The sequence below is a fragment of the Rhizobium sp. R711 genome (genome assembly GCF_002211365.1).
GTDB lineage: Bacteria > Pseudomonadota > Alphaproteobacteria > Rhizobiales > Rhizobiaceae > Rhizobium.
In genome coordinates, this window is sequence record NZ_LOKZ01000015.1 from 33,581 (window position 1) to 58,593 (window position 25,013).

Annotated in this window: 28 protein-coding genes and 1 pseudogene; 12 read left to right on the forward strand and 17 right to left on the reverse strand. The window is 61.1% G+C overall.

Annotation, left to right across the window (positions count from 1 at the left end):
• Window positions 1-37 precede the first annotated feature (37 nt).
• From ATY80_RS16410 to ATY80_RS16420, 3 genes are all read left to right on the forward strand, one after another.
• On the forward strand, window positions 38-814 hold the full coding sequence (locus tag ATY80_RS16410) for a class I SAM-dependent methyltransferase (RefSeq protein ID WP_088693439.1): 777 nt from the start codon (window positions 38-40) through the stop codon (window positions 812-814).
• A 106-nt stretch (window positions 815-920) separates the two neighbouring features.
• Window positions 921-2,030 carry a histidinol-phosphate transaminase gene (gene hisC, locus ATY80_RS16415; protein WP_088693440.1) on the forward strand — a complete coding sequence of 370 codons (1,110 nt, stop codon included), beginning with the start codon at window positions 921-923 and terminating at the stop codon, window positions 2,028-2,030.
• A complete protein-coding gene (locus ATY80_RS16420; protein ID WP_088693441.1) occupies window positions 2,027-2,956 on the forward strand; it encodes a prephenate/arogenate dehydrogenase family protein in 930 nt (309 codons plus the stop codon). Before hisC ends, ATY80_RS16420 begins: the two co-directional genes overlap by 4 nt.
• A 2-nt stretch (window positions 2,957-2,958) precedes the next feature.
• On the opposite strand, the gene ATY80_RS16425 is transcribed toward ATY80_RS16420, so the two are convergent.
• The gene (locus tag ATY80_RS16425) at window positions 2,959-3,957 is read right to left on the reverse strand and encodes a DUF2125 domain-containing protein (protein ID WP_088693442.1); all 999 of its coding nucleotides are present in this window, start codon (window positions 3,955-3,957) and stop codon (window positions 2,959-2,961) included.
• A gap of 51 nt (window positions 3,958-4,008) precedes the next feature.
• Between ATY80_RS16425 and ATY80_RS16430 the strand changes: the two genes are divergently transcribed.
• Window positions 4,009-4,542 (forward strand): gamma-glutamylcyclotransferase, encoded by a 534-nt coding sequence (locus ATY80_RS16430; RefSeq protein ID WP_088693443.1) that lies wholly within the window; start codon window positions 4,009-4,011, stop codon window positions 4,540-4,542.
• 4 nt (window positions 4,543-4,546) lie between these two features.
• Here the strand turns inward: ATY80_RS16430 and ATY80_RS16435 are convergent, their stop codons facing one another.
• The 4 genes from ATY80_RS16435 to ftsE form a co-directional block, all read right to left on the reverse strand.
• The gene (locus ATY80_RS16435; RefSeq protein WP_088693444.1) at window positions 4,547-5,344 is read right to left on the reverse strand and encodes a 1-acyl-sn-glycerol-3-phosphate acyltransferase; all 798 of its coding nucleotides are present in this window, start codon (window positions 5,342-5,344) and stop codon (window positions 4,547-4,549) included.
• A gap of 84 nt (window positions 5,345-5,428) precedes the next feature.
• Window positions 5,429-6,133: a YdcF family protein gene (locus tag ATY80_RS16440; RefSeq protein WP_088693480.1), complete on the reverse strand. Its 705-nt coding sequence runs from the start codon at window positions 6,131-6,133 to the stop codon at window positions 5,429-5,431.
• Between the two features lie 74 nt (window positions 6,134-6,207).
• Complete coding sequence (locus tag ATY80_RS16445) at window positions 6,208-7,218, reverse strand: ABC transporter permease (RefSeq protein ID WP_088693445.1); 1,011 nt, start codon at window positions 7,216-7,218, stop codon at window positions 6,208-6,210.
• Window positions 7,211-7,870 (reverse strand): cell division ATP-binding protein FtsE, encoded by a 660-nt coding sequence (gene ftsE, locus ATY80_RS16450; RefSeq protein ID WP_088693446.1) that lies wholly within the window; start codon window positions 7,868-7,870, stop codon window positions 7,211-7,213. Before ftsE ends, ATY80_RS16445 begins: the two co-directional genes overlap by 8 nt.
• Window positions 7,871-8,019: 149 nt before the next feature.
• Here ftsE and ATY80_RS16455 point away from each other — a divergent pair, with 149 nt between their 5' ends.
• From ATY80_RS16455 to ATY80_RS16465, 3 genes are all read left to right on the forward strand, one after another.
• Window positions 8,020-8,739, forward strand: coding sequence for a hypothetical protein (locus ATY80_RS16455; RefSeq protein WP_088693447.1), 720 nt, complete (start codon window positions 8,020-8,022; stop codon window positions 8,737-8,739).
• A gap of 65 nt (window positions 8,740-8,804) precedes the next feature.
• Complete coding sequence (gene hpt, locus ATY80_RS16460) at window positions 8,805-9,347, forward strand: hypoxanthine phosphoribosyltransferase (RefSeq protein ID WP_007528026.1); 543 nt, start codon at window positions 8,805-8,807, stop codon at window positions 9,345-9,347.
• Window positions 9,348-9,465: 118 nt separating this feature from the next.
• Window positions 9,466-9,825 carry a response regulator gene (locus ATY80_RS16465; RefSeq protein ID WP_007789408.1) on the forward strand — a complete coding sequence of 120 codons (360 nt, stop codon included), beginning with the start codon at window positions 9,466-9,468 and terminating at the stop codon, window positions 9,823-9,825.
• 23 nt (window positions 9,826-9,848) lie between these two features.
• Here ATY80_RS16465 and ATY80_RS16470 read toward each other — a convergent pair whose 3' ends face one another.
• The 5 genes from ATY80_RS16470 to argH form a co-directional block, all read right to left on the reverse strand.
• On the reverse strand, window positions 9,849-10,298 hold the full coding sequence (locus tag ATY80_RS16470; protein WP_088693448.1) for a hypothetical protein: 450 nt from the start codon (window positions 10,296-10,298) through the stop codon (window positions 9,849-9,851).
• Between the two features lie 625 nt (window positions 10,299-10,923).
• Complete coding sequence (locus tag ATY80_RS16480; RefSeq protein ID WP_088693481.1) at window positions 10,924-13,614, reverse strand: TIGR02302 family protein; 2,691 nt, start codon at window positions 13,612-13,614, stop codon at window positions 10,924-10,926.
• 172 nt (window positions 13,615-13,786) lie between these two features.
• The gene (gene lysA / locus ATY80_RS16485) at window positions 13,787-15,055 is read right to left on the reverse strand and encodes a diaminopimelate decarboxylase (RefSeq protein ID WP_088693450.1); all 1,269 of its coding nucleotides are present in this window, start codon (window positions 15,053-15,055) and stop codon (window positions 13,787-13,789) included.
• 12 nt (window positions 15,056-15,067) lie between these two features.
• Entirely contained in the window at window positions 15,068-15,262 is a 195-nt protein-coding gene (locus tag ATY80_RS16490) for a lipoprotein (RefSeq protein WP_088693451.1), read from the reverse strand.
• A gap of 79 nt (window positions 15,263-15,341) precedes the next feature.
• Window positions 15,342-16,742, reverse strand: coding sequence for an argininosuccinate lyase (gene argH / locus ATY80_RS16495; protein ID WP_088693482.1), 1,401 nt, complete (start codon window positions 16,740-16,742; stop codon window positions 15,342-15,344).
• Window positions 16,743-16,783: 41 nt separating this feature from the next.
• On the opposite strand from argH, the gene ATY80_RS16500 reads away from it, so the two are divergent.
• From ATY80_RS16500 to ATY80_RS16520, 5 genes and pseudogenes are all read left to right on the forward strand, one after another.
• Window positions 16,784-17,446, forward strand: a complete 663-nt coding sequence (locus ATY80_RS16500; RefSeq protein WP_088693452.1) for a TlpA disulfide reductase family protein — start codon at window positions 16,784-16,786, stop codon at window positions 17,444-17,446.
• Window positions 17,447-17,695: 249 nt separating this feature from the next.
• Complete coding sequence (locus tag ATY80_RS16505; RefSeq protein WP_088693453.1) at window positions 17,696-18,277, forward strand: TetR/AcrR family transcriptional regulator; 582 nt, start codon at window positions 17,696-17,698, stop codon at window positions 18,275-18,277.
• A 13-nt stretch (window positions 18,278-18,290) separates the two neighbouring features.
• Window positions 18,291-18,584 (forward strand): YciI family protein, encoded by a 294-nt coding sequence (locus tag ATY80_RS16510; RefSeq protein ID WP_088693454.1) that lies wholly within the window; start codon window positions 18,291-18,293, stop codon window positions 18,582-18,584.
• Window positions 18,581-18,661 (forward strand): annotated as a pseudogene (locus ATY80_RS29625) (DNA-3-methyladenine glycosylase I); the annotation flags it as partial. The gene ATY80_RS16510 and the pseudogene ATY80_RS29625, both read left to right, overlap by 4 nt.
• Before the next feature lie 351 nt (window positions 18,662-19,012).
• Window positions 19,013-19,543 (forward strand): hypothetical protein, encoded by a 531-nt coding sequence (locus ATY80_RS16520; protein WP_088693456.1) that lies wholly within the window; start codon window positions 19,013-19,015, stop codon window positions 19,541-19,543.
• A gap of 37 nt (window positions 19,544-19,580) precedes the next feature.
• Here ATY80_RS16520 and ATY80_RS16525 read toward each other — a convergent pair whose 3' ends face one another.
• The 7 genes from ATY80_RS16525 to ATY80_RS16560 form a co-directional block, all read right to left on the reverse strand.
• Window positions 19,581-20,462: a 3-hydroxybutyryl-CoA dehydrogenase gene (locus tag ATY80_RS16525; RefSeq protein ID WP_088693457.1), complete on the reverse strand. Its 882-nt coding sequence runs from the start codon at window positions 20,460-20,462 to the stop codon at window positions 19,581-19,583.
• A 148-nt stretch (window positions 20,463-20,610) separates the two neighbouring features.
• Window positions 20,611-21,540: an electron transfer flavoprotein subunit alpha/FixB family protein gene (locus ATY80_RS16530; protein ID WP_088693458.1), complete on the reverse strand. Its 930-nt coding sequence runs from the start codon at window positions 21,538-21,540 to the stop codon at window positions 20,611-20,613.
• A 25-nt stretch (window positions 21,541-21,565) separates the two neighbouring features.
• On the reverse strand, window positions 21,566-22,315 hold the full coding sequence (locus ATY80_RS16535; RefSeq protein WP_088693459.1) for an electron transfer flavoprotein subunit beta/FixA family protein: 750 nt from the start codon (window positions 22,313-22,315) through the stop codon (window positions 21,566-21,568).
• Window positions 22,316-22,484: 169 nt separating this feature from the next.
• Window positions 22,485-23,276, reverse strand: coding sequence for a rhomboid family intramembrane serine protease (locus ATY80_RS16545; RefSeq protein WP_088693461.1), 792 nt, complete (start codon window positions 23,274-23,276; stop codon window positions 22,485-22,487).
• 43 nt (window positions 23,277-23,319) lie between these two features.
• Window positions 23,320-23,898, reverse strand: coding sequence for a cob(I)yrinic acid a,c-diamide adenosyltransferase (locus ATY80_RS16550; RefSeq protein ID WP_088693462.1), 579 nt, complete (start codon window positions 23,896-23,898; stop codon window positions 23,320-23,322).
• 24 nt (window positions 23,899-23,922) lie between these two features.
• Window positions 23,923-24,126 (reverse strand): twin transmembrane helix small protein, encoded by a 204-nt coding sequence (locus ATY80_RS16555; protein ID WP_007790735.1) that lies wholly within the window; start codon window positions 24,124-24,126, stop codon window positions 23,923-23,925.
• 20 nt (window positions 24,127-24,146) lie between these two features.
• Window positions 24,147-24,980 (reverse strand): SDR family oxidoreductase, encoded by an 834-nt coding sequence (locus ATY80_RS16560; protein ID WP_088693463.1) that lies wholly within the window; start codon window positions 24,978-24,980, stop codon window positions 24,147-24,149.
• Between the last annotated feature and the right edge of the window lie 33 nt (window positions 24,981-25,013).

Sequence of the window (25,013 nt, forward strand, 5' to 3'; positions counted from 1 at the left end):
TTATGGCGGGTATACCGGGAATGTAGAGGGTCGTGCCTTGAAGTCCAACAGCCTATTGATAACATTTACCGCGATGCACGCTGATATCGTCGACCTACGCCAGTTCTATCATTCCGACCTCGGACGTATCGCCGAGCAGTCGATCGCCATGGCGCTTTCCTCGCTATGGGTCCGGCTGCCGCAGGAGCGTCTCGTTGGTCTCGGCTACGTCGTGCCCTTCCTGGATCGCTTCCAGTCCGACACCGAGAGGACATTTGCCTTCATGCCGGCAGGGCAGGGCGCCGTGAACTGGCCGGTAGGAGCGTTGTCCTCGACAGCCCTGATCTTCGATGAGGAATTGCCGCTGCCCGATTCCTCGATCGACCGGGTGCTGATGGTCCATTCCCTCGAGTTTGCGGAGAGCCCGCGGGAAACTCTGAAGGAACTGTGGCGGGTGTTGGCGCCAGGCGGGCGCCTGGTCATCGTCGTTCCGAACCGCCGCGGCGTCTGGGCGCGCATGGAGCACACGCCGTTCGGCTCCGGGCGACCCTATTCGCGGGGCCAGCTGACCAATCTCCTGCGCGAGACCAATTTCACGCCGGGCGCGACGGCCGAGGCATTGTTTTTTCCGCCCTCGAAACTGCGCACCATGATGCGCTTGCGCAGCCTCTTCGATCGCGTGGGACGCACCTTATGGCCGGCTTTCTCAGGTGTGATCGTTGTCGAGGCGCAGAAGCGGCTCTATCAGGGCCTGCCGGTTGCCGCCCGCGCCTCGCGGCGCGTCTTCGTGCCGGTTCTGGCGCCACACGGCGTTCCAACGACGCGCAGCCGCTAGGGTCAGGACCTAGGTCCTGCGGTACTCGACAAGGCCGCCTTTCCGTTCTATTGCCACATGGCAGTTTTCAGCCGAATTTCTCCCGGTATTTTCCAAGGTCGATCTCATGAGCGAAGAGAAGAGCAAGCCCGTTCCGCGTCCCGGTATCCTGGATATTGCCGCGTATGTGCCGGGCAAGGAACACGCGCCGGGTGTCGCACGCGTCTACAAGCTCTCCTCCAATGAAACGCCGCTCGGCGCGAGCCCGAAGGCGATCGAAGCTTTCCGCAATGCCGCCGGCAGTCTCGAGCGCTATCCGGACGGCCAGGCAACGGAATTGCGTGAGGCGATCGCAGCCGTGCATGGGCTGAACCCTGTCAACATCATGTGCGGCAACGGCTCGGACGAGTTGCTGGGCCTGCTCTGCCATGTCTATCTCGGGCCGGGCGACGAAGGCATCATCACCGAGCACGGCTTCCTCGTCTACAAGATCCAGATCATGGGTGCCGGGGCGACTCCGGTTGTCGTCAAGGAGAAGGATCAGACGGTCGACGTCGATGCCATTCTGGGCGCCGTCACGCCGAAGACCAAGATCGTCTTCATTGCCAACCCCGGCAATCCGACCGGCACCTATGTTTCGGTCAGTGAAATCCGCCGCCTGCAGGCAGCTCTGCCGAAGCACGTCGTTCTGGTGCTCGATGCCGCTTACGCGGAATATGTTCGTCGCAACGACTACGAAGCCGGCATCGAGATCGTCTCGTCGAACGCGAATGTCGTCATGACACGCACCTTCTCCAAGGTCTATGGTCTGGCCGCGCTTCGCGTCGGCTGGATGTACGCCCCGGCCGATATTATCGATGCGGTCAACCGCGTCCGCGGCCCGTTCAACATGAACGCGGCAGCGATTGCCGCCGGTGCTGCGGCCATTCGCGACCAGGCGTTTACGCAGGAGGCAGCTTCCTTCAACCAGATGTGGATCGAGAAGATGACGGGCGCGCTCGAAGCTATCGGTCTCAAGGTGACGCCATCGGTCGCAAACTTCGTGCTTATCCACTTCCCCGATGTCGACGGCAAGCGCGCGCCTGAAGCCGATGAGTTCCTGACCAGCCGTGGTTACATCCTGCGTGCAGTGAAGGGCTACGGATTCCCGAATGCGCTGCGTATGAGCATCGGTCCCGAAGAGGCGAACCGCGGCGTCATAGAGGCGCTCGGAGAGTTTATGGGACGCAAGTCATGACCGTGCAGTTCGATCGCATTGCGCTGATCGGGATCGGCCTGATCGGCTCCTCCATTGCACATGACATCAGACGGCTTGGCCTCGCAAAGGAAGTCGTTATTGCGACGCGCAGCGCAGACACCCTAAAGAGGGCCGAGGAACTGCAACTCGGCGACCGCTACACGACGTCGTCGGCCGAGGCGGTGAAGGATGCGGATCTCGTCATCGTGTCGGTGCCAGTCGGGGCGTCGGAGAGCGTGGCGAAGGAAATCGCGGGCAGCCTGAAGCCCGGCGCGATCGTCACCGACGTCGGTTCGACCAAGGCCTCTGTTATCGCGCAGATGCAGCCGCATATGCCGCCGCATGTCCATTTCATTCCCGGCCACCCGCTGGCGGGTACGGAGAAGTCAGGTCCGGATGCCGGCTTTCCCGGGCTTTTCGAAGGACGCTGGTGCATCTTCACACCGGTCGCTGGCACTGATGCAACTGCCTTGAAAACGCTGCGGCAGTTCTGGGAAGCGTTCGGCTCGAAGGTCGACGAGATGGATGCGGAGCATCACGACAAGGTGCTCGCCATCGTCTCGCACTTGCCGCACATTATCGCCTACAACATCGTCGGCACGGCCGATGATCTCGAGGCGGTCACCGAATCGGAAGTCATCAAGTATTCCGCATCGGGCTTCCGCGACTTCACGCGTCTGGCCGCCTCCGATCCGACCATGTGGCGCGACGTCTGCCTGCACAACAAGGATGCGATCCTCGAAATGCTGGCGCGTTTCTCCGAGGATCTCGCCTATCTGCAGCGGGCCATTCGCTGGGGCGAGGGCGACAAGATCTTTGATCTTTTCACCCGCACCCGTTCCATCCGCCGCTCTATCATCCAGGCGGGTCAGGATGTCGATGCGCCCGATTTCGGTCGCCCGCATCCGCTCGAGAAGAATACCTGATTTCAGATCGGCGGAATCGATCCCAATGGAATGAAGCCGCCGACTGTGGCATTGCCACGCGCCACCACGAGATCGACGGAAACCTTGTCGCCGCCGCCGGCCAGCGCCTTCAAGAGCTTGGCGGCGGTATCGACCGTCTTGGCGATCTCAGGGAAAGTTTGTTTGACGCTGTCGCGCCAGGGGCCAAGCTGTTCGATCTCCAGCTTGAATTTGCCCGACAGGTAGCCCTCCTCATCGAAGGAGAAGGGGCCGCTCAGAGTCATGACCTTGCCGTCACCGATGTCGGCCACGACCTTGCGCAGTTCGCCACTGGCGCCGTAGAGCCCCTTCTGGTCGCCACCGTCGATCATGCCGGCTTTGCCGGCGAGCGTCACGTCAGCACTCGCCGAGAGCTTGGGGAAGGCGGGCCAGTCCTTGATCGCCGTATTGGAATCCGTCACGGAGATTGCGCCGTCGAGGTCGCCATTGTTCTGGCGGAGGTGGATTTCCGTATGGGCGGCGTCGAAATTGATCGTCTGGCCTGTCTGCGCGGAGACGGCGGTGCCCTTCAGCCCGTCGATGACGGTCGAGGAGCGGTCGATGCCCTTCAACTTGGTGATCAGGCTGGATTGCAGGCTTGCCCATTCGGCATTCAGCGTCAGACCATGAGCGCTGCGGATCTCGGCAGGGGAGTCGAGTTCCCAGACGATGTGGCCGGGAGCGTAGACCTGCGCGGCGGAGCGCAGCTCACCGAAGCTTGCCGATACGCCGTTGACGGTGTCGTCGACATCGACCTTCGAGCAGAACAGCCCGATCCGGAACGGATAGCCGCGGAAGTCGATATCTGTGCACTCGCCGCTGACGCCAGCGGTATTGCCGGGTGCGATTGCCCTCAAGACAGTGTTTTTCAACTCGGACGCGGCATAGAACCAGGCACCGGTATAAAGTGCGATCACCAAGGCGATACCGCCGCCGAGCATCCAGAATTTCCTGCCGCTGCGGGATGGGCTTGACGCTGCCATGATGTTCTCCAATGGTGACTCGCGAGTGGGAATGTCGGTCTGGCGTGCGATATGGACGAATTTTGGGTATTTGGCTACGGATCACTGATGTGGAATCCGGGCTTCGAGTTTTTGGAGCGTTCTCAGGCTCTTGTCCGTGGCTACAGGCGTTCGCTTTGCGTGCATTCCTGGGTGCATCGCGGCACCGAGCAGAATCCGGGCCTGGTGCTAGGCCTCGATCGTGGCGGCTCCTGCCGGGGCATGGCATTCCGAATCGCGCCGGATGAGTGGGACGAGACGATCGACTATCTCAGGGAGCGCGAGCTGGTAACCAATGTCTATCTCGAGCGCTGCCTGCCGCTGCAACTGGCCGATGGCAGAACAAGCAAGGCGATCGCCTATGTCGTTGATCGCAAGCACACGCAATATGCCGGTGGGCTCGACGCGATTGCGGCGGCACAGGTCGTCCACGGTGCCAAGGGCAAATCAGGATCGAACGACGCCTATGTCTTCAATACGCTGGCGCACCTGCAGGCGATGGGCATTCGCGACCACTGGCTGGAGCAGGTCGTCGGCGAAGTGGCGCGGCTGAGAAACGGGGGCTGAGAGCTCAGGCCGTCGCCGCCTTCGCCTTCTGCAGTTGCGCGAGCCGTTGGACGGCGGTCGGCGGAAGCGGCAGGTTCGGATTGCGCTTGACGGTGTCGAGCAGCAGTTCGTCGCTCGCCGTCTCGGTCACGTCGATCAGATGCGCAAAGAAGGCATCGGGATCCATGCCGGGCTGGATCGGCGGCAGTATCCGCACCTTGAAATGGCCGGGATAGCGCATCGTACGACGTCGCGGCCAGAAGAGGCCAGGATGCATGGCGACCGGCACGACCGGCAGCTGCAGATCGCGGTACATACGGGCAATACCGTATTTGTAGACCGGCTCGGCGCCCGGCGGGCGGCGGGTTCCCTCGGGATAGATGATCAGCTGGCGGCCGGTTGCCAGTTCTTCCTTCGTGCGCCTCAACGCCTCGACCATCACCTTGCCGCGCGCACCGCGGTTAATCGGTATCATCCGCTGCTTCTTGGCATACCAGCCGAAGAGCGGGATCCACATCAGCTCACGCTTCAGGATGTAGACCGGATCCTTCAGCCACGGCAGCAGGGCATAGGTGTCCCAAAAGGACTGATGCTTCGGCGCCAGGATATAGCCGCCGTCCGGCAGGTTCTCCATGCCCTCGATCTCGAAGGTCGTGCCGACGATCTTCTCCATCAGCCAGTGGCTCGACAGCGCCCAATTCTTCGGTATCTGGTAGGCGACCTTGCGTGGCACCACGAAGTAATAGGGGGAGAGCACGATCATGCGAACGATGAGGTTGGCGTAGAAGATCGTGTTGAAGAGAACGGAACGCAGGGCGATCATAAACTTTCCCGAGACAAATGTCCGCAAAAGGCGGTTTCGCCCTCCTACACGATATTGACCATCAGAAAAAGGTTTCCTTCGGCTTCAGCCCGAGACGCCGGCCGAACGCAGCCCCGGATGACGGCCGAGACCAGTCAAATTGCGGGCGCCGGCAAAGAGCACTTTCACATATTCGGCGAGCATGACACGCATGGCGTTTGGATCGGTAAACCAGTTGCTGGTCTTCAGATCCGTGTTCACGACAGGATAGGGAATGAACTGCGTTTCGGAATCGACATAGGCGAGTTCCGCCAGGCTGCGCGGCATATGGTAATTGTTGGTGACAACGAGGACGCTCTTGTAGCCGCGCTGGTGAATCCAGTTGGATGCTTCCTGGGCATTGCCGATCGTGTCGAGCGCATCGTAGCCGACATCGACGCAGCACGAGAATAGCTCCGGCGAGGCCTGGGTCATCCTGCGGATCTGCTTCGGCGTGGTTGTCGGGTGCACGCCCGAAATCAGCAGGCGCTTGCCGGCGCCCTTCTGCAGCAACTCGACAGCTTGGTCGATACGCTGGTACCCGCCCGTCAGAACAACGATCGCATCGGCGCGCGGATCGAGCGGCGCCTTCAGGGTCGTCACGGAATCGGCAAAGCGAAGGAAGCCGCCGAAGATCAGAGCGGCGGCAAGCACAAAGACAACGCCGCCCCAGCGCAGCATGCGCCGTACAGGACCGCGGCGCGCAGGTCCTCCTTCGGAGCGGGCAAGCTCCGTTTCCGGGCGAATCGGGGTGCGCGACATGTTGCCCATGCTCATGAATCGGAAAATATATGCAGATTGCGGCGGCGAACAGACGCTTTCATGGCAAAAAAGGCATGTAAAGCTCAATTCACGAGCCCGTCGGCCCGTGTTGGATCGGAACGCAGCGTATCGATCTCGTAAATGGTCCGCATGACCGTCAACCGGGCGGTGAAGGTGGTGAGCAGGGCGATGACAATCATGGTGGCAAAGATGCCGGCATAGCCAAGCGCACCGACCGAAAACGTGCCGAAGAGAGCCGTTGCCTGGTCAGTCTGCGGGGTAGCCAGCGTGCGGCTTTGCAGGAAGCCAGCGGTCAGGAAGAAGAGTGCGGCAAGAGCGCTCCCGACCGCCGATCCTTTCAAGCTGATCTTCAGAAAATGCTTCTGGAATTCGGTTGCGACGAAGGAGCTTTCCGCGCCAACGAAATGAAGTACCTCGACGATATGGCGGTTGCCGGAAAGGGCGCCGCGTGTTGCGAAGACGACGGTCAGAACCATCGCCGAAAAGACGAGCAGCAGGATGCCGGTGCCGATCATTACGGTGGTATGGGCCATCGAAACCAGTCGATCGACCCATGTGCGGTGGTCGTCGAGCGAGGCTTGCGGGATGCTCTCCTTCAGCAGCGAGCGCATCGCCTCGAAATCGGGCGGGTTGTTCTCGTCGATGGTGACGATCACGAGCCGCGGAACGGGTAGCTCCTTGATGTCGAGCCCCGTGCCGAGCCAAGGTTCGAGGAGGCGGGCCGTTGCCGCCTCGTCGACGATCTGGCCGGTTTTCGTGCCGACGAAGGTGAGCGCGAGATCCTTCGCCTGTGCTAGAGCCTTGTCCATGTCCAGCCCGTCATCGGGCTTGATCTGGATGGTGATCTCGCGGGAGATCTGGCTTTCCCAGCTGGCCGCCGTCGAGCGTACCATGCTGACGCTGCCGAGCGTCAGGCAGGCGAGGAAAGCCATGATGGCAATGACCACCATCAGCGCATTTCCTTGAATGTTGGCGGAAGGCAGGATCGGCGCCGTCGGGCGCACCTTCATCTCCGGCCGCTTCTGGCTTTTCGACGTGGCCTCTGCCGGCGGTTTGGGCGCAGCTTTAGTCATGGATATCAAGATGCCCTTCCGAGAGGATCATACGGCGGGCTTCCACCTGGTCCATCAGCGCCAGATCGTGGGTGGCGATCACAACCGCCGTGCCGAGACGATTGAGTTCGAGGAAGAGATTGAGCAGGCGGCGGGCCATCGGGGGGTCGACGTTCGCGGTCGGCTCGTCGGCGAGAAGGATCTCGGGACGGTCGATCAGCGCACGCGCGATTGCGGCGCGCTGCTTTTCGCCGCCAGAAAGAACCGGCGGCAGGACATTGACGCGTTCGCCAAGGCCCACCCACTTCAGGAGCTCGAGCACGTCGGTCCTGTAGGAGCTTTCGTCCTTGCCGCGAACGCGCAGCGGCAGCGCCACGTTCTCGTATGTGGTCAGATGGTCCAGCAGCCGGAATTCCTGGAAGATGATGCCGACGCGGCGACGCAGCAGCGGCAGTTCGGGGCGCGGAATATCGGAAATCTCGCGGCCAAACATGCGGATCAGTCCGCGGGTCGGTTGCAGCGAGAGGAACAAGAGTCGCAATAGCGTGGTCTTGCCGGCCCCGGAAGGGCCAGTCAGGAACTGAAACGATTTCTTCGGAATGTCGAATGTCAGGTCCCGGAGGATTTCCGGGCCCATGCCATAGCGCAAACCGACATTTTCGAAGTGGATCAACGGTAGATCAGTCTTTTGTTTGTTCACCGCACGACTTGTTAACCAACACCGTTAACAACCAGTAAATTTTACCGGAAAGACGCCGCTTTGATGGCGATCTTTGCGAAGCATTAACCATTGAAATTTACGACTGAGCAGGATTCGTTTCAATGCCGGATTTCTGTTCGGCCAGAAACCATGTGGACACCGGAAAGGCAGTCATCATGACCTCCTCCTCGTTCAGACGCCAGGCGCCCGGCCGCGCTTATGATTTTCTGCCGCCAGAGCCGACCAAGCGCGAGGCCCGCCGAACTCGACCGGCCGATGTGGCCGATGCCGAATTCGTGGTGATCGCGAACAGTCGCGCCCAGACCTTCAATGCACGGAGCTTCAACGATAATCGCCGTCGATCCTCGGCGCCTTCGGTGATCCAGCCTACATTCCCGCGCGCCTTGATGGAAACATTCATTCGAGCGGGCGAATCCTGGTTGCAGCAGGCACCGGCAAAGACCTTCGCCGCGCTCGTGCTCGCACTGTCGGTGCTCGTGTTCGGTCTCTTCGGTGGCTTCTCCGGCCTCTCCCAAAGCGAAGCTGCATCGACGGACTCGCCGCTGCACTTCTCGCACGTCACGATGACGCCTCGTGACGCGAACGGGATGCGGGTACTGTTGATCAACGGCATCATCGACAATCAGAGCGGTACCACCCAGGTCGTGCGCCCGATCCGCGCGGACCTTCTTGCCGGCGAGCAACTGACCGCGAGCATCGTGATCAATCCGCCTACGGATGTCATTTACGGCGGCCAAAGCCGCGGATTTTCGACAAGAGTGCAATACGCGGGTGGAAAAATGCCGGAAGTCCGGCTCTCCTTCATGCCTGAAAGGCTCTAAAGGGGTGTTTCGCTCCGACGTTTGTGGTAACGGCTTGTGCTTCTATTCATGGAGCAAGCCTTCTTATGCCCGTCGTGCGCGGAAAAAACATCGAACCACTCTTCACCGCCGAGCAGATCGCCGAACGCAACCATGCCATGGCGAAGCAGATCGCAGCGGGACCGACGAAGGACCTGCTGGTCATTGCCGTGCTGAAGGGCTCGTTCATCTTTGCAGCCGATCTTATTCGCGCGCTGCATGACAGCGGCCTAGCGCCCGAAGTCGAGTTCATCACGCTGTCGAGCTATGGCACCGGCACGGTCTCGCAGGGCGTTCGGATCGTCAAGGATATCGACAGCGACGTGAAGGATCGCGACGTTCTCCTCATCGACGACATTCTGGAATCCGGCCGCACGCTGCTGTTCGCTAAGGAACTGCTCTACGAGCGCGGCGCCCGCAACGTCACCATTGCCGTGCTCCTCGACAAGAGCGTCAAGCGCAAGGAAAAACTGGAAGCCGATTATGTCGGCTTTGAATGCCCTGACTATTTCGTCGTCGGCTACGGCATGGATGTCGCCTACGCGTTCCGCGAACTCCCATTTGTGGGCGTGGTCACCGGCGACGCCTGACTGTGCCAGGATAAGACGGGTTGTTAACCATCCCGTCCATCCCTTCCCGCCGTTTACCGATCGCAAAGGAAAGTCGTGTGATTTCCGTTGCGGGGCATGAAACGGAGTGATGCACACCATGGCAAAAATTCTGATTACGGAAGACGAGGATTCCCTGCGCTCTTTCGTAGCCCGCGCTTTGCGTCTTGACGGTCATGAGACCGAAGAAGCCGCCGACGGTGCGGAAGGACTGGAAAAACTCAGGGACGGCGTCTACGACCTGCTGCTCTCGGATATCCGCATGCCCGTGATGGACGGTATTGAGCTGGCGCATCAGGCAAAATCCGCCTTCCCGGCGCTGAAGATCCTGCTGATGACCGGCTATGCGGAACAGCGTGAGCGCGCTGACGACCTGGCGGAAAAGATCGTCGATGTCGTCTCGAAGCCCTTTGCCTTGCCTGACATCCGCAAGGCCGTTGCGCGTGCTTTGGCCGCCTGAGGCTAACGGCACTCCTCGACCATTCAGCCCTCATCGGGGATGAATTTGCCTTCGTAGCGTACGCGGAAATTGCGGCGCTGGAAGTCCTGCTGAAAACATACAAAGATCAGTTCGATATCGGCCAGGTTGTCGCGCTTGTGGAGCAGGCTGAGCGTCACGACAATGACGCCAGCATAGCCACGCGTCAGTCTGAACGCCGCATTGCGGATAGCGTTGGCCTCGGCATCCTGCCGATCGTCGCGCCGTTCGTAGATCACCCAGAAACGACAAATGTCCCAAGTCGAACGGAGGATCTCGGTGATCTCCGCCTGGAATTGTTCGGCATGCATGCCGGGCGACCAGGAGAGAGTCTTCTCACCTTCGTCTGCCACGACGTTGAGGTAGCCATCGTAATCGCCGGTCCGGGAGAGTGCGTTCTCGATCAGCTCAAATGCTGCGTTTTCGCCGATTACCGTCTTAAAGAGAATTGCCATCGAATCGCTATCGTTAATCACTTGCAGGGTGACAATACGAAGCTTTCGCCAGTCAGGGCTAGCCTCGGCGACGAAATTAGAAGCCTGGCGTCCGCCAGGTCATGTGCGCCCATGCCATCGTCCCCGGCAGATGGAGACGGTGGCGCAATCAGTAAAATCCAACCGTGGCCTGTCAATAGTCGGGGCAGGCGGGATTTATCGTAGTTCCGCTGTTTCCGCCCTGCGTCTGCAGCGTGCCGGGAATTGGCTTCGGAGGGCAGTTGACCGGTCGCCGCGCCGTCCTGCCATTAGACGAGATACTCCCCGTCGTCTCCATGCTGTAGGGAGCCGGTCTGTAGGCGTTTGAGTTCCACCCGCTTCGGCTCGATTCGTAGTGGTCGAAAGCAAGGGTCCTGCCCCCGCTGTTCGTTGTGGCAAAACCACCGATATCCAATGCGTTTGCAGTGCCAGCAGCCATGCTGAATCCAAAAGCGACAGCTGCGATCAGCCTCAATTCCGCTTTCATGGAAGTACCCTCAACTCGTGCCCAAACGACGCGATCTCGCGTCACAGTAAACACATAGGCATCTAGGGCGTCGGGGCGGCGAATCTCACGGGATTGTGACCCGAATTGGCGCAACTGGGACTACTGGATGTCCAGCAGGCGTTCTAGATAGCGTCGTTCGATTTCCTGCGGTGGGTTGTTGCCCAGCTTTTCGCGAATGGCGTCCAGGATTTCGCGGGCGCGCTGCACATCGATTTCATCAGGTACCTTTACCTGATCTCCGAAATCAGGTCCTTCGGCGCGGCGCGGACGGCCAAGCGGGTCGCGGCCGTTCTGGTTGCCTTGCCCGACCTGGCCCTGCTGACCCTGTCCCTGTTGGCCCTGCATGGCCTGCATCATCTGGTTCATCATGTCGCGTGCGCCCTGGCGCAACGCTTCCAACGCACGTCCTTGGCCCTGAATGGCTGGTTCGCCATGACCTTGACCGAGTTCGCGTCCGGCGCCTTCCATTTCGCGCTGGGCCTGGCCGAAGCCTGGGCCGGGCCTGATGCCCATGTCGCCTAGACCTTTTTGCAGCTCACCGAGCTGCTTGCCGAGTTCGTCCTGGCGTGAACGTAACTGCTTCAGGGCTTCGCGCAGCTGCTCGGCCGTCATCTCGTCGGACGGCGACTGACTTTGCTGGTTCTGACTTTGCTGGTTCTGGCCCTGCTGGTTGGGGTCCTGACCCTGGTCTTGCTGGCCCTGCTGCTGATCCTGCTGCATACCGTCGTTGTCCATCGGCATGTCGTCGAGCAAAGGATCGTTCATGCCCATGTTGGGATCGCCGCGCTGCATGCGGTCCTTCAACTGCTGATCCAGCTTGAAGGTTTCTTCCATCAGTTTCTGTTGGTCACGCAGGATCTGGCCGAGCTTGTCCATCTGCTGGCGCATCTGGCTGTTGTCCTGGCCCTGTTGTCCCTGCTGCGGTCTTCCGGCCTGCAGGTTGTTCATCATCCGTTGCAGCTCGGAAAGCATCTGCTGGGCCGCGTCCCGGTTGCCCGAGCGCGCCAGATTCTCGATCTGGTCCATCATCCGCTCCAGATCCTGCTGGCGAATGATGTTCTGGGCTTTCTGGTTCGGCTGCATCGGCGCATTCTGCATGCGCTGCGCGAGCTCCTTCATATATTCCTGCATCGCCTTGCGCAGCTCGTCCATGAGCTTCTTGATTTCGGCATCAGGTGCGTTGCGCTGCAGGGCATCCGCCAGATTCTGCTGGGCATTGCGTAGGTTGCGTTCCGCTTGCGAAAGATCGCCATCCTCCATGCCCACCGCGATGTCCCAGAGATAATCGGCGGTGTCCTTCATCGCATCTTCGCCCTTGGTGAGTTTCATGCGTGTCAGCGCCGATTCCAGCAGCAGGTAGTTTGTCAGGTTCGGAATCGTTTCTTCCGGGCGAATCGTAAGCGCCTCGTTGAGCGCGATCGCCTCCGGCATCTTCCGGGTATCCAGTGAGAAGACCTGCCGTTCCTCGGCGACGGCAGCAGCAAGAGGCTCGTTGAATGGGCGGGCAGGCAGTGTCATCTCGTGCGGCGGGCTGCGACCGGTCTGGCCTGCGGCGTCCTTGGCGACAAGGGTAATGCGAACCCGCTTGCCCGAGAGCGGGTGCTCGGTGAGGTTCTTGCTTGTCACCCCTTTGGCGTCGCGTGAATTGCGGCGAGGGATGTCCAGGCGGAAGTCCGGTAGCGGGTAGAGCGGCGTTGCGGCCGGGTCGGAGTCGACGGGAACGATCTCGGCGCGCGCTTCCTGCACGCCGTAATCGTCCTTGACGAAAAAGCCGATTTCAAGCGCGCCGTTGACCGTTGGCTTCGGCATTCCATTGAAGGCGATCTCCGGCGCCTTATCGGAAATGACGTCGAAGCTCCATATACGTCCGTTGACCTCGAGCCTGCCGTTTTCCTCGAGTTTCACCAAGTGCGTGGTGGCCGACAGAGCGACGTTGGTTGCAGTCGCGCCTTCAGCCTGCGGCGTCGCGGGCTGTTTGGCCACTTCCTGGGGCGCGATATCCTGCGCTTCGCCATTCTCATGCCGGAAGACGACCTTCTCGGCTGTTTTGCCGCCGCTGACCCGAACTGTGAGGTTCGAGAGTTCGGGAACGCGGATCGGTCCCTGCTCGGTGCCGTTTGCCGTCAAGTAGATCGGAGCGCGGCCGGTGTAGGAGGGTGGCGTGACCCAGGCATCGATCCGCACGGCAGGATCACTTGCCTGCGGTGTCGGTCGCGGCTGCAGCGCATCTGAAATCGAGCCGCCGCTCGCCGACAGCGAATAGGCAAAAGCCATCGCCACAAGCAAAGCCGGAACAGCGCGCAGCGCCAGCCGGTCGTGGGAGGCGATGTCGGGGCGGGGGAAACCGGTATCGAGCGCCGCGATCTTCTCCGCCATCCGCGTCTGGTGCTCACGCCAGAGGGCGCGAGCGAAGGGCGTATCGGTTGCGGGCTCGTCTTCCTGAACGGCAACAGGCTGATGCTGCAGGCCGTTGCGCTGTTCAAGCAGCCGATCGGCGGCGGCTACGTCTGGCCAATAAAGTCGGCGAAGGGGAAGGAGCGCAGCGACGAAGGCAACCGCGAAGCCAATCAGCAGTGCCAGGCGAAGCCAGTCCGGCGTGTAGCGGAAGACGCCGAACCAGGATGCCGCGAGATAAAGCGCAACGACCGAGAGAATCGGCAACAGCAGTGGCAGGATCTGCTCGGACAGCAGGACAAGGCGCGCCAGAAAGCGCTTTGCCGCGACCAGCCGTGCCAAGGACGGCTTCAGGGCAAATGCACCGTGTTTCTCCCTGCTGGAGCTCTTATTCAATCCGGTCTCCGCGAGCTGGCTTTCGAAGGCAGAGTGCACCTACGGCGATCGCCGGGGCAGTTCGCTCTCCGCCAAGGATAACATTCTTTGTGGCGAAGGCGAGGGCAAGCGCCGTTCAATGCCGGTTTTTCACGGTTCTTCGCCAAAAAGTGATGCTTTCCCGGGCGCCGGATCAATCCAGCCAGGCGGGCGCGGAATCGAGGCCGATCAGCTCTTCATAGGTGCCGCGCGGACGAATCGCGTGGAAATCGCTGCCCTTGACGAGCACTTCGGGAACCAGAAGACGGCTGTTGTAAGTGCCGGCCTGGACCGCTCCATAGGCGCCGGCGGAAGAGACGGCGAAGAGATCGCCAGGCTTCGGCATCGCCATCTCGCGGTCGAGCGCCAGGAAATCGCCGGTTTCGCAGACGGGGCCGACGACATCAGCCTTGATGCGCGGCGCGTTCGCCGCCGAGATCACGACGGGGCGGATTTCATGGTGTGCGTCGTAAAGGGTCGGTCGGATCAGGTCATTCATCGCGCCGTCGACGATGACGAAGGTCTTCTCGCCGCCATCCTTCACATAGATCACTTCGGTCACCAGGATGCCCGCATTGCCGACGATCAGCCGGCCAGGCTCGGTAACGATCTTGCAGTTCAACTCGCGCAGCTGGCTTTTGACGATGTTGGCGTAGGCATCGGGCAGCGGTGGCGGGTTGTTATCCTCCTTGTAGGGGATGCCGAGACCGCCGCCGATATCGACGTGGTGGATGTCGTGGCCATCGGCGCGAAGCGTGCCGACCAGCTCGCGCAGCAGCTTGAAGGCGTCTTCGAATGGCTGCAGTTCGGTGATCTGGCTGCCGATATGCATATCGATGCCGGTCACTTCGATGCCGGGCAGGGTTGCGGCGCGGGCATAGACGGCGCGGGCACGCTCCCAGGAAATGCCGAACTTGTTTTCCTTCTTGCCGGTCGAGATCTTCGCATGCGTCCTGGCGTCGACATCGGGATTGATGCGGAAGGAGACGGGTGCTCGTCTGCCTGCCTTGATGGCGCGCTGGTTGAGGATCTCGAGTTCCGGCTCGGACTCGACGTTGAAGCAATAGATGCCGGCCTCAAGCGCAAAGTCCATTTCGCGCGGTGTCTTGCCGACGCCGGAGAACATGATGCGCGATGCTGGGATGCCGGCGGCGAGTGCGCGGCGCAGCTCGCCTTCAGAGACGACGTCGATGCCGGCGCCGAGATTGCCGAGCGTCTTCAGCACTGCCTGATTGGAATTCGCCTTCATGGCGTAGCAGACCATTGCATCGACATCGTTGAACGCCGCTGCAAAGACCTTGTAGTGGCGCTCAAGCGTCGCCGTCGAATAGACATAAAAGGGCGTGCCGACGGCCTTGGCGATCTCCGGAACGGGAACGTTTTCGGCGTAGAGGATGCCGTCGCGGTACTCAAAATGGTTCACGTCGGTTGTCTCTTAGAGAAGCGGATCGAGGATGAAGGGCCGGTCGACGGTGCCGGGCTGTTTCGTCGGCTTCGACGAATCTCCGCCCTTCGTCGCGTTCGCGCTCGGTGGATCGAGATCGCCTTTACGCCCGCACCCGGCGACGGCAAGGCCGATCACGGCGAAAACAACCGTCAGGCGGGCGATCTGCGGCAAGCTCTTCTGCATGGAATTCCTCTTGGGAAGCGGCACTGGTGGACATCTTCATATCGAAGTTTATCCAGCTTGTGCACCCTGATTGTTGAGGTCAGTTGCGGGCGCGCCAGTAGGCGATCTGCTTGCGCACTTCCGAAGGTGCGGTGCCACCGAAGCTCTTGCGGCTTGCAACCGATGCCTCGACCGTCAGCACGTCGTAGACCTTGTCCGTGATCGCGGCATTGATCGCCTGCAGGTCGGCAAGCGACAGTTCGGCGAGATCGCAGCCCTTGCTCTCGGCAAGCGCCACGGCACGGCCAGTCACGTGATGGGCGTCGCGGAACGGCAAGCCGGCTTCCCGCACCAGCCAGTCTGCAAGATCGGTTGCCGTCGAATAGCCGGAGCCGGCGGCAGCCTTCATCCGCGCGGTGTTAACCGTCATGTCGCGCACCATGCCGGTCATGGCCGATATCGCCAACTCGAGGCTCTCGGCCGCGTCGAAGACTTGTTCCTTGTCTTCCTGCATGTCCTTGGAATAGGCGAGCGGCAGGCCCTTCATGATGGTCAGCAGCGCGATCAGCGAGCCGTTGATACGCCCGGTCTTGGCGCGCACCAATTCGGCGGCGTCCGGGTTCTTCTTCTGCGGCATGATCGAGGAGCCGGTGGAGAAGGCGTCCGACAGGCGCACAAAGCCGAACTGCGGCGTCGACCAGATGACGATCTCTTCGGCCAGCCGCGACAGGTGCATGCCTGTTATCGCAGCGATCGCCAGGAACTCGATGGCGAAATCGCGGTCCGAGACGGTGTCGATCGAGTTGCGGGTCGGCTCGCGGAAGCCGAGCGCCTTCGCGGTCATGTGGCGGTCGATCGGATAGCCGGTGCCGGCAAGGGCGGCGGCGCCGATCGGGCTCTCGTCCAGATGCTCGATCGCGTGGCGCACTCGCGAACGATCACGACCGAACATTTCGACATAGGCCATGCAATGATGACCGAAGGTGACGGGCTGTGCCGTCTGCAGGTGCGTGAAGCCCGGCATGACGGTGTCCGCATGCTCTTCGGCGCGGTCGAGGAAGGCTGCGATCAGGTTGGTCAGCAGCTGCTCGGTCTTCTGCAGCTCTTCCTTGACCCAGAGGCGGAAGTCGAGCGCCACCTGGTCGTTGCGCGAACGGGCGGTGTGGAGCCTGCCGGCGGCCGGGCCGATAAGCGTCGCAAGGCGGGCTTCGACGTTCATGTGAATGTCTTCGAGCTTGCGGGAGAACTCGAAATTGCCGCTTTCGATCTCTGACAGGATCGTGTTTAGCCCTTGGACGATCTTGTCCTTATCATCGGCCTCGATGATGCCCTGGTGGGCGAGCATGGTGGCGTGAGCGATCGAGCCACGGATGTCCTGGGCAAACAGCTTCTTGTCGAAACCGATCGAGGCATTTATCTCCTCCATGATCGCATCTGGGCCGGAAGCGAAACGTCCGCCCCACATCTGGTTGGAGGATTTGGTGTCCGTGCTGTCGGCCATGACGATGCCTGCCTTGAAGAACGCGTGTTTCGGAGAATGAAATGACGACAAGAACGCCCCTGCGCCTGCCATCCCTGAAGCTGATCGGGATCGCGGCCGTCGCAGGCATTATTGCCGGTGCGGCAGCGGTTTACATCAGGGAAGCCGGGTCTGGCAATGGCGGGACGCAAACGGCGTCGGGCGAATGCGCGGCGGCAAAAGAGACCGCCACGAGGATTGCGCCACTGCTCAAGGGACAGGTGGCGGCGATGGTTGCTCCTGATGAGCACCGCAGGCTCACCACCGTTGCCTTCAAGGGCGCCGACGGCAAGCCGATGACGCTCGACAGTTTTTCCGGCAAGACCGTGCTCTTCAATCTCTGGGCAACCTGGTGCGTACCGTGCCGCGAGGAAATGCCGGCGCTGAACGCGCTGGAGAAGGAGTTGGGCAGCGACAGGTTCCAGGTCGTGCCGGTCAACATCGATACCGGCGACGACGAGAAGCCGAAGGCCTTCCTCAACGAAATCGGTGTCGATGCGCTGCAGCTCTACCGCGACAACACGATCGAAGTGTTCAACAGCCTGAAAAAGGAAGGCCTTGCCTTTGGCCTGCCCGTCACGCTTCTGATCGACGGCAAGGGCTGCCTGATCTCCGCCATGAACGGCCCGGCCGCCTGGGACAGCGACGACGCCAGGGCGCTGATCAAGGGCGCGGTGGGGTCGTAGCCGGCAAGGCGTGCTGTGACCGATGCGATCATCGGTCAGTGTCGCCTATCGGCGGCCCAAACCAGCCATTCGGCTGGAGTCGGCCGCCTGTCGCCGTTTTGCCCGTGAGTTCCTCGACAGAAACTGTCTTGAAAAGTTCGCGAGCAGAGCTTGTCGCGAATGGTCGGAATTTTTGTGAGAGATTGCGGCTTTGACAAAATAGGTCAATTGTCCTAGTGATGCTTCATCAAACTAGGACAACTGACCTAAATGCCGGCGTCATCTACTCGTGAATTGATAATCGAAGCGGCCGACTCGCTCTTTTACGAGGGTGGATTCGAGGCGACGTCATTTGCCGACATCGCAGCCGCCGTAAGCATCTCGCGCGGCAATTTCTATCACCATTTCAAGACCAAAGACGCAATATTAGACGCCGTGATCACGCGCCGCATGGAGAGGACGCGCGCGATGCTCGATGGTTGGCAAGCCGATGGCGAAGGCCCGCGCGAGCGCATCTTATCCTTCATTCATATGCTGATCGCCAACCGGGCGAAGATCATGGCATTTGGTTGCCCTGTCGGCACACTCTCCTCTGAACTCGCCAAGCTCGATCATGTCGCGCAAGGCCGCGCGGCCGAAATCCTGATGCTATTCCGCGACTGGCTCGCCGGGCAGTTCCGCGCATTTGGCGCCGGCGATCAAGCCGAGACGCTGGCACTGCATCTTCTGACATGGTCGCAAGGGGTGGCAGTCATGGCCACGGCGCTCCGCGACGAATCGTTCATCCGCAGCGAAGTCGCCCGTATCGAACACTGGCTGGCAACCTTGCCGGACCTTCCCTCTCCAAACTGACCAAGGAGCGCCGATGCTTGTCACATTCCTGAAATTTGCCGACAACCGTGCCGCCGCGGCCGAGTTCATGGCGGCCCACAACGACTGGATCGCGCGGGGCTTTGCGGATGGCGTGTTCCTCTGCGTCGGCTCGCTTCAAACAGCCGCCGGGGGTGCTATCTTCGCCAACGGCGAAAGCCGGGCCGACCACGACGCACGTATCGCCGCCGACCCTTTCGTCGCGCAGGGGATCGTAACCGCCGAAACCTTTGAGATTGACCCGAAGCGGACCATTGCCGCGCTGGATTTCGTGGAGATGCCAGCATGAGCCCGACTGTCCCTGGCCCGGATGGACGCCCTCGCTGCCGCTGGTGTGCCGCCGCGCCCGAATTCTTCGCCTACCATGTGAGGTTTGGCATTTTCGTGGGCTCTCCGGAGCGATGGTTTGGACACCGCAGGCGGATGCGCCATGCGGAGGGGAAGCCGCGGCCGGCTCGTGAGCGTCGACAACCTGGAGTGCGTGCTCGAAATAGATCGTGCGACCAGCGATATTGAAGGCTCATTGCCGACCCGGTCGTGCGGCGCTAGATTGTGAAGGAGACGCCACCGCGCGCTTGGCGATAAGTTGGAGCGGCAACCACATTGATGCCCAAGGGACGGCGTCTCCCAAGCTTTTGAAGCTCGCTCGGCTCGGGGAGCAGGCGAGCACTACAGAACGCAATTCAGTCTATTGGTGCGACAGCGTAGGAGGCGTTAATGGCAATTTCGCGCAAACAGGCGGAGCGGTTGCTCACGGCGGACGAATGGCAGCTCGTTCAGAAAACTCACCATCCGGCCATGCAGGATTTGTCGGATGCGGATCTTTCGGATCTCGCCAAGCGAATACGCGAAAGGCGCGATCGGGCGCAGAGCGTGGCGAACAGGCAACGCAGGGAAATACGCGGTAAGGCGCAACCCAAAGGGGCGACGCCAGCGCGCAAGGATACGGGCACGCGAGCCAAACTCGAAGTTCTTGCCATGGGCGTACGCAGTGTGAATGCCGAACAAGCCCGTCGGCGCAGAATGCTTGCTAAAGTTCGGATGGTCGAGAATCTGCGGGCTGCGTTGGCGCGAAAGAAAGAAGCGAAAGGCGAGAAGGACGAGTCATTCAACACACGCCAGGCGCACGCAGGCATGCACTCGATCGAAAGCTCAAAGCGCAAAAATCTCATCCGTCCGATGGAGCGAGGCAGATTGCGAAAGGCCGGCGCTGTTTCGCAGGCGAAGCGTGACGCGCGCGGCGCATAGGCGCCCATATCTCGCGGACTTGCGAGTTGGTGGTGTCTTAGCGGGTCGGGATCGGCGTATCGCCGCGGTAATCGTAGAAGCCGCGGCCGGATTTGCGGCCGAGCCAGCCGGCTTCGACATATTTCACCAGCAGCGGGCATGGACGATATTTCGAGTCGGCCAGGCCGTCATGCAGCACCTGCATGATCGACAGGCAGGTGTCGAGGCCGATGAAATCGGCAAGCTGCAGCGGTCCCATCGGATGGTTGGCGCCGAGCTTCATGGCGGTGTCGATGGCATCGACGGTGCCGACGCCCTCGTAAAGAGTGTAGATCGCCTCGTTGATCATCGGCAGCAGGATGCGATTGACGATGAAAGCCGGGAAATCCTCGGCGACCGTCACGGTCTTTTCCAGCGATGCGACGAATTCCTTGGCTGTCGCGAAGGTCACTTCGTCGGTCGCAATGCCGCGGACGAGTTCCACGAGTTTCATGACCGGAACCGGATTCATGAAATGAATGCCCATGAAGTGTTCGGGCCGGTCGGTGGCTGAGGCAAGCCGGGTGATCGAGAGCGAGGAGGTATTGGTGGCAAGGATTGCTTCCGGCTTCAGGACCGGACAGACCTGGGCATAGATCTTGCGCTTGACGCTTTCGTCCTCGGTCGCCGCTTCGATCACGAGGTCGGACGCGGCAAGATCGTTGATGTCGGAGGAGCCGGAAATCAGCGCGAGGGTGGCTGAGCGTTCGTCGTCCGTCATCTTGCCGCTCGTCACATGGCGGGCGAGGTTGCCGTTGATAGTGGCAAGGCCGTGCTGGACGCGTTCGTCGGAGAGGTCGTAGAGCTGGACCTTGTAGCCTGCATCGGCCGAGACCTGCGCGATGCCGCAACCCATCTGGCCTGCGCCGATGATACCAATCGTCTTCAACACCGCGTTCATCTCCAAACCCCCGCTCGGCGTACGCCCCCGCGCTGCCGCATTTTTCTAACAGAACTGCCGGGCAAATGATCGCCCGGCAGAAGTAGTAGCCCTTAAAATGATAATTTTCCAGTCATTCGCAAGTGCGAAATGAAGGCAGATGCTCGGTTCAAAGCGCCTTCTGCAATTCCGGCAGGACATCGAAGAGATCGGCGACGAGACCGTAGTCGGCGACCTGGAAGATCGGGGCCTCCTCGTCCTTGTTGATGGCGACGATGACCTTGCTGTCCTTCATGCCGGCGAGATGCTGGATCGCACCGGAGATGCCGCAGGCGATATAGAGATCAGGGGCGACGACCTTGCCGGTCTGGCCGACCTGCCAGTCGTTCGGGGCATAACCGGCATCGACGGCGGCACGGCTGGCACCGACGGCAGCACCGAGCTTGTCGGCGACCGGCAGGATGACCTCTCTGAACTTCTCCGCCGAGCCAAGCGCGCGGCCACCGGAGATGATGATCTTCGCCGAGGTCAGTTCGGGGCGATCGGAGGCCGACAATGCATCCTTGACGAAGGTCGACAGGTCAGGATTGGCCGCAGCGGCAATGGTTTCGACCGGAGCCGAACCACCTTCGGCAGCGGCGGCAAACGAGGCGGTGCGCACGGTGATGACGCGTCTGGCGTCGGTCGTCTGTACCGTCTGGATGGCGTTGCCGGCATAGATCGGCCGCTTGAAGGTGTCGGAAGAAACAACTTCTGTTATTTCCGAGACCTGGGCGACATCGAGGAGAGCTGCGACACGCGGCATGACGTTCTTGCCGGTCGAGGTGGCGGCGGCGATGATCGTGTCGTAGTTTGCGGACAGCTGGACGATCAGCGCGGCCAGCGGCTCGGCGAGATTGTGGGCGAGGCTTGCATCCTCGGCAACCAGTACCCTGGACACGCCCGACAGCCTGGCGGCCTGATCGGCCGCAGCCCTGGCGCCGGCGCCGGTGACCAGGATGGTGACGTCACCGCCGATCTGGCTTGCTGCCGTCAGCGCCTTGGCGGTCTGGTCGGAAAGGTGATGGCCGTCATGGTCGGCCAGAAGAAGAATGGTCATGATAGATGCTCCTGTTCCAACCCAATTACAGCACGCCGGCTTCGTTCTTCAGCTTGTCGATGAGCTCGGCGACCGACTTGACCTTGACGCCGGCCTTGCGGCCGGATGGTTCCTCGGTCTTCAAGACCTTCAGGCGCGGCGTGGTGGAGACGGAAAAATCGGCCGGGCTCTTCTTGTCGAGCGGCTTCTTCTTCGCCTTCATGATGTTCGGTAGCGAGGCATAGCGCGGCTCGTTGAGGCGCAGGTCCGAGGTGACGACGGCGGGCAGCTTGATCTCGATCGTCTGCAGGCCGCCATCGACTTCGCGCGTCACCTGGGCTTTGCCGTCACCGATCTCGATCTTCGAGGCGAAGGTCGCCTGGGCGGTGCCGAGGAGGGCGGCCAGCATCTGGCCGGTCTGGTTCGAGTCGTCGTCGATCGCCTGCTTGCCGACGATGATCAGACCCGGCTGTTCGGCGTCGACGACGCCCTTCAGGATCTTCGCCACGGCGAGCGGCTCGACGGCATCATCGGTCTCGACGAGGATGGCGCGGTCAGCGCCCATGGCGAGCGCGGTGCGCAGCGTCTCCTCGGCCTTGGCCGGACCGATCGAGACGATGATCACCTCCTCGGCCTTGCCGGCTTCCTTCAGCCTGAGCGCCTCCTCGACCGAGATCTCGTCGAACGGGTTCATCGACATCTTCACATTGGCAAGTTCCACACCCGTGCCATCCGGACGCACGCGGATCTTCACGTTGTAGTCAACCACCCGCTTCACGGGGACGAGAATTTTCATGGGGTCCTTCCTTCAACTCTTTTCGCCAAGAAAATGCGCGTTTCGGCGCTGCTCCGATTGTCGAATGGCGACATGGATACGCGTTTTTCCTCCAAACACAACGCTTCCATGACGCAGACAGGCAAATTGAGCTCGTCAATATATGACGTTTACGTTCACGTCAATATTGTCATTGCTGCCTGTTCCAGGGAGGGCGCGAGCGTAACCGCTGGCCGGGTGCCGCGACCATCGCCGGGTTGGCTGTGGGGCGGTGTCTGACAGCTCTCGGGGTGACGACTTCCCGATCGAACAAGGGGACGCCACGGCGGCGCATGAGAAGGACCAACAGGCCGCCGGCGACGATGCCGCCGACATGGGCGCCCCAGGAGATGCTGCCATCGGGCTCCAGGACCAGCATCACGAATTGCTGGCCAATCCAGAGAAGGAGCGGGACGAAGGCCGGCAGCGGCAGTGGCACGCGCATCAGCACCAGCACCCAGACCTTTACGCGAGGATGCAAGACGACGTAGGCCGTCACCACGCCTGAGATCGCGCCGGAGGCGCCTACAAGCGGTGCCTCCGATGTCGTCCCCACGAGGCCATGGACGAGAGCGCCGGCCGCCGCGCAGAGCAAATAGAAGATAAGAAAGCGGAGGTGCCCCATCGCGTCCTCGACATTGTCGCCGAAGACCCAAAGGAAGAGCATGTTGGGAGCAAGATGCCAGAAACCGGAATGCACGAAGGAGTAGGTGATGTAGGTTAGCGGTTCCGGGATGAAGGCCAGCGCCGGTTCCAGTCTCGCGTGGTGAAAGGCAACCGCGGGAATGTAACCCAGGCCGACAATCGTCGCCTGCGACACGGATTGGCTGGCGACAACCCCGGTGAATAGCCAAACCGCGAGATCCACCGCAATCAGCCCCATGGTGACCCATTGGACCTTGATATGCTTCAGCGTATTGGCGTCGTGCAGCGGTATGAACATGAAGCCTGCCCCCGGCGTTCGCGTCACATGGTTGCGGAGGAACCTACCTGTTTTTTCCGGGAACCCAAAGCACATCGGCATGGCCGCGGTCATTGGCGTGACGGGCGGCGACGAAAAGGAAGTCCGAAACCCGATTGACATATTTCAATGCGGCGTCGCTGACGACCTCACCATCTGCCCGGGCAAGCTCGACCATCAGTCGCTCGGCGCGGCGTGCGATCGTGCGGGCGAGATGAAGGTGAGCAGCCGCCGAGTGCCCGCCCGGCAGCACGAAGGACTTCAGGGGCTGAAGATCGGCGTTCAACTCGTCAATGTCGCTCTCGATCCGTGCGACCTGGCTATCGACGATGCGCAGCGGTTCGTGTGCCGGCGGCTTGCCGTCGTCAGGCGTCGCAAGATCAGCACCGAGGTCGAAGAGGTCGTTCTGGATGAGCGTCAGCATCCTCTCAAGGACGGGCATGCCCTGCATATGAAGCCGTGCGACGCCGATCGCGGAGTTGGCCTCGTCGATCGTGCCGTAGGCCTCGACGCGCAGATCGTATTTCAGCCGACGTGGCCCGGAAACGAGTGCGGTTGTGCCGTCGTCGCCGGTCTTCGTGTAGATCTTGTTGAGCCTTACCATACCTGCCCCCTCTCTTTTCCCGTCTTAGCTAGGGCGGCCGCCGCCAGTCAGCCAGAGCGTCAGCATGATCAGGAGCACGGCGATCGCCTGCAGCAGCACACGCAGCTGCATCAGCTTGTTGGAAAGGTTCGGGTTGCCGCCCTTCATCATGTTGAAGAGACCGCGAATCAGTACCAGGGCGACGATGCCCATGACGATGATCGCGAGGATGTAGGTGACCGTGGACATGCTGGCTTTGGCTTTCCTGATTAGTCCACCCAGCGCATCAGGCGGTAGAAAAGGTCTGCGGGCAGTAGCCTTTTCAGTACCATGCCCTGCTTTGCCGGCGTGGTTACGGGGTAATGTGGTTTCGGATTGTTCGAGTTCAATGCGTGCTTCAGCACGGCGTAGACCGCGTCCGGACCGAGCTTATGTCGATTGGGACGGCCCGATCCGTCAAGCCGTGCAAGCTGACGGCGGTAATCTGCCGCATGCACCGAGTTTTTCACGTCGATATTTTCGTTGAGCTTTGCGAGCGCGTTTGCGGTGAAGCGGGAGGTGATCGGACCCGGTTCGATCAGGCTTACGTGGATGCCACTACCCTGAAGCTCCATGCGAAGGCTGATGCTCAGACCTTCGAGAGCGAATTTGGAGGCGGTATAGGCGCCGCGGAAACGATACGGCACGACGCCGAGGATCGATGAACACTGGACGATCCGGCCTCGGCCGCGCTTGCGCATCAGCAGCACTACCTGGCGCGTCAGCTCGTGCCAGCCGAAGACGTTCGTTTCGAACTGAGCGCGCAGGGCCTCGGTCGGAAGGTCCTCGACCGCGCCGGGTTGCCCGTAGGCGCCGTTGTTGAAGAGCGCATCGATGCGTCCGTCTGTCAGTGCGGTCACATCTCGCACGAAGTCAGAGATTGTATCGGGGCGGGTGTAGTCCATGCGGAAGACTTCGATGCCGTCCGCTTCGAGCGGTGCCAAATCATCGAATTTGCGCACCGTGGCAAAGACTCGCCAGCCGTCGGCTTTCAGCGCCCGGGCGCAATGCGCGCCGATCCCGGAAGAACACCCTGTCACGATGATTGTGCGCTGATCCGACATGGAATGATTCCTGTACAAAATGGGAGTGGTTTC

What these genes read in the sequence shown, in the direction of transcription:
- ATY80_RS16550 (WP_088693462.1), bottom strand. Translation starts at nt 23,898, where the DNA reads ATGGTAAGGCTCAACAAGATCTACACGAAGACCGGCGACGACGGCACA.
- ATY80_RS16455 (WP_088693447.1), top strand. Translation starts at nt 8,020, where the DNA reads ATGCCGGATTTCTGTTCGGCCAGAAACCATGTGGACACCGGAAAGGCA.
- ATY80_RS16560 (WP_088693463.1), bottom strand. Translation starts at nt 24,980, where the DNA reads ATGTCGGATCAGCGCACAATCATCGTGACAGGGTGTTCTTCCGGGATC.
- ATY80_RS16535 (WP_088693459.1), bottom strand. Translation starts at nt 22,315, where the DNA reads ATGAAAATTCTCGTCCCCGTGAAGCGGGTGGTTGACTACAACGTGAAG.
- ATY80_RS16505 (WP_088693453.1), top strand. Translation starts at nt 17,696, where the DNA reads ATGCCGGCGTCATCTACTCGTGAATTGATAATCGAAGCGGCCGACTCG.
- ATY80_RS16520 (WP_088693456.1), top strand. Translation starts at nt 19,013, where the DNA reads ATGGCAATTTCGCGCAAACAGGCGGAGCGGTTGCTCACGGCGGACGAA.
- argH (WP_088693482.1), bottom strand. Translation starts at nt 16,742, where the DNA reads ATGGCCGACAGCACGGACACCAAATCCTCCAACCAGATGTGGGGCGGA.
- ATY80_RS16430 (WP_088693443.1), top strand. Translation starts at nt 4,009, where the DNA reads ATGGACGAATTTTGGGTATTTGGCTACGGATCACTGATGTGGAATCCG.
- ATY80_RS16490 (WP_088693451.1), bottom strand. Translation starts at nt 15,262, where the DNA reads ATGCAGAAGAGCTTGCCGCAGATCGCCCGCCTGACGGTTGTTTTCGCC.
- hpt (WP_007528026.1), top strand. Translation starts at nt 8,805, where the DNA reads ATGCCCGTCGTGCGCGGAAAAAACATCGAACCACTCTTCACCGCCGAG.
- ATY80_RS16425 (WP_088693442.1), bottom strand. Translation starts at nt 3,957, where the DNA reads ATGGCAGCGTCAAGCCCATCCCGCAGCGGCAGGAAATTCTGGATGCTC.
- ATY80_RS16465 (WP_007789408.1), top strand. Translation starts at nt 9,466, where the DNA reads ATGGCAAAAATTCTGATTACGGAAGACGAGGATTCCCTGCGCTCTTTC.
- ATY80_RS16510 (WP_088693454.1), top strand. Translation starts at nt 18,291, where the DNA reads ATGCTTGTCACATTCCTGAAATTTGCCGACAACCGTGCCGCCGCGGCC.
- ATY80_RS16555 (WP_007790735.1), bottom strand. Translation starts at nt 24,126, where the DNA reads ATGTCCACGGTCACCTACATCCTCGCGATCATCGTCATGGGCATCGTC.
- ATY80_RS16440 (WP_088693480.1), bottom strand. Translation starts at nt 6,133, where the DNA reads ATGGGCAACATGTCGCGCACCCCGATTCGCCCGGAAACGGAGCTTGCC.
- ATY80_RS16435 (WP_088693444.1), bottom strand. Translation starts at nt 5,344, where the DNA reads ATGATCGCCCTGCGTTCCGTTCTCTTCAACACGATCTTCTACGCCAAC.
- ATY80_RS16445 (WP_088693445.1), bottom strand. Translation starts at nt 7,218, where the DNA reads ATGACTAAAGCTGCGCCCAAACCGCCGGCAGAGGCCACGTCGAAAAGC.
- ATY80_RS16500 (WP_088693452.1), top strand. Translation starts at nt 16,784, where the DNA reads ATGACGACAAGAACGCCCCTGCGCCTGCCATCCCTGAAGCTGATCGGG.
- ATY80_RS16420 (WP_088693441.1), top strand. Translation starts at nt 2,027, where the DNA reads ATGACCGTGCAGTTCGATCGCATTGCGCTGATCGGGATCGGCCTGATC.
- ATY80_RS16470 (WP_088693448.1), bottom strand. Translation starts at nt 10,298, where the DNA reads ATGGCAATTCTCTTTAAGACGGTAATCGGCGAAAACGCAGCATTTGAG.
- hisC (WP_088693440.1), top strand. Translation starts at nt 921, where the DNA reads ATGAGCGAAGAGAAGAGCAAGCCCGTTCCGCGTCCCGGTATCCTGGAT.
- ATY80_RS16545 (WP_088693461.1), bottom strand. Translation starts at nt 23,276, where the DNA reads ATGTTCATACCGCTGCACGACGCCAATACGCTGAAGCATATCAAGGTC.
- ATY80_RS16530 (WP_088693458.1), bottom strand. Translation starts at nt 21,540, where the DNA reads ATGACCATTCTTCTTCTGGCCGACCATGACGGCCATCACCTTTCCGAC.
- ATY80_RS16525 (WP_088693457.1), bottom strand. Translation starts at nt 20,462, where the DNA reads ATGAACGCGGTGTTGAAGACGATTGGTATCATCGGCGCAGGCCAGATG.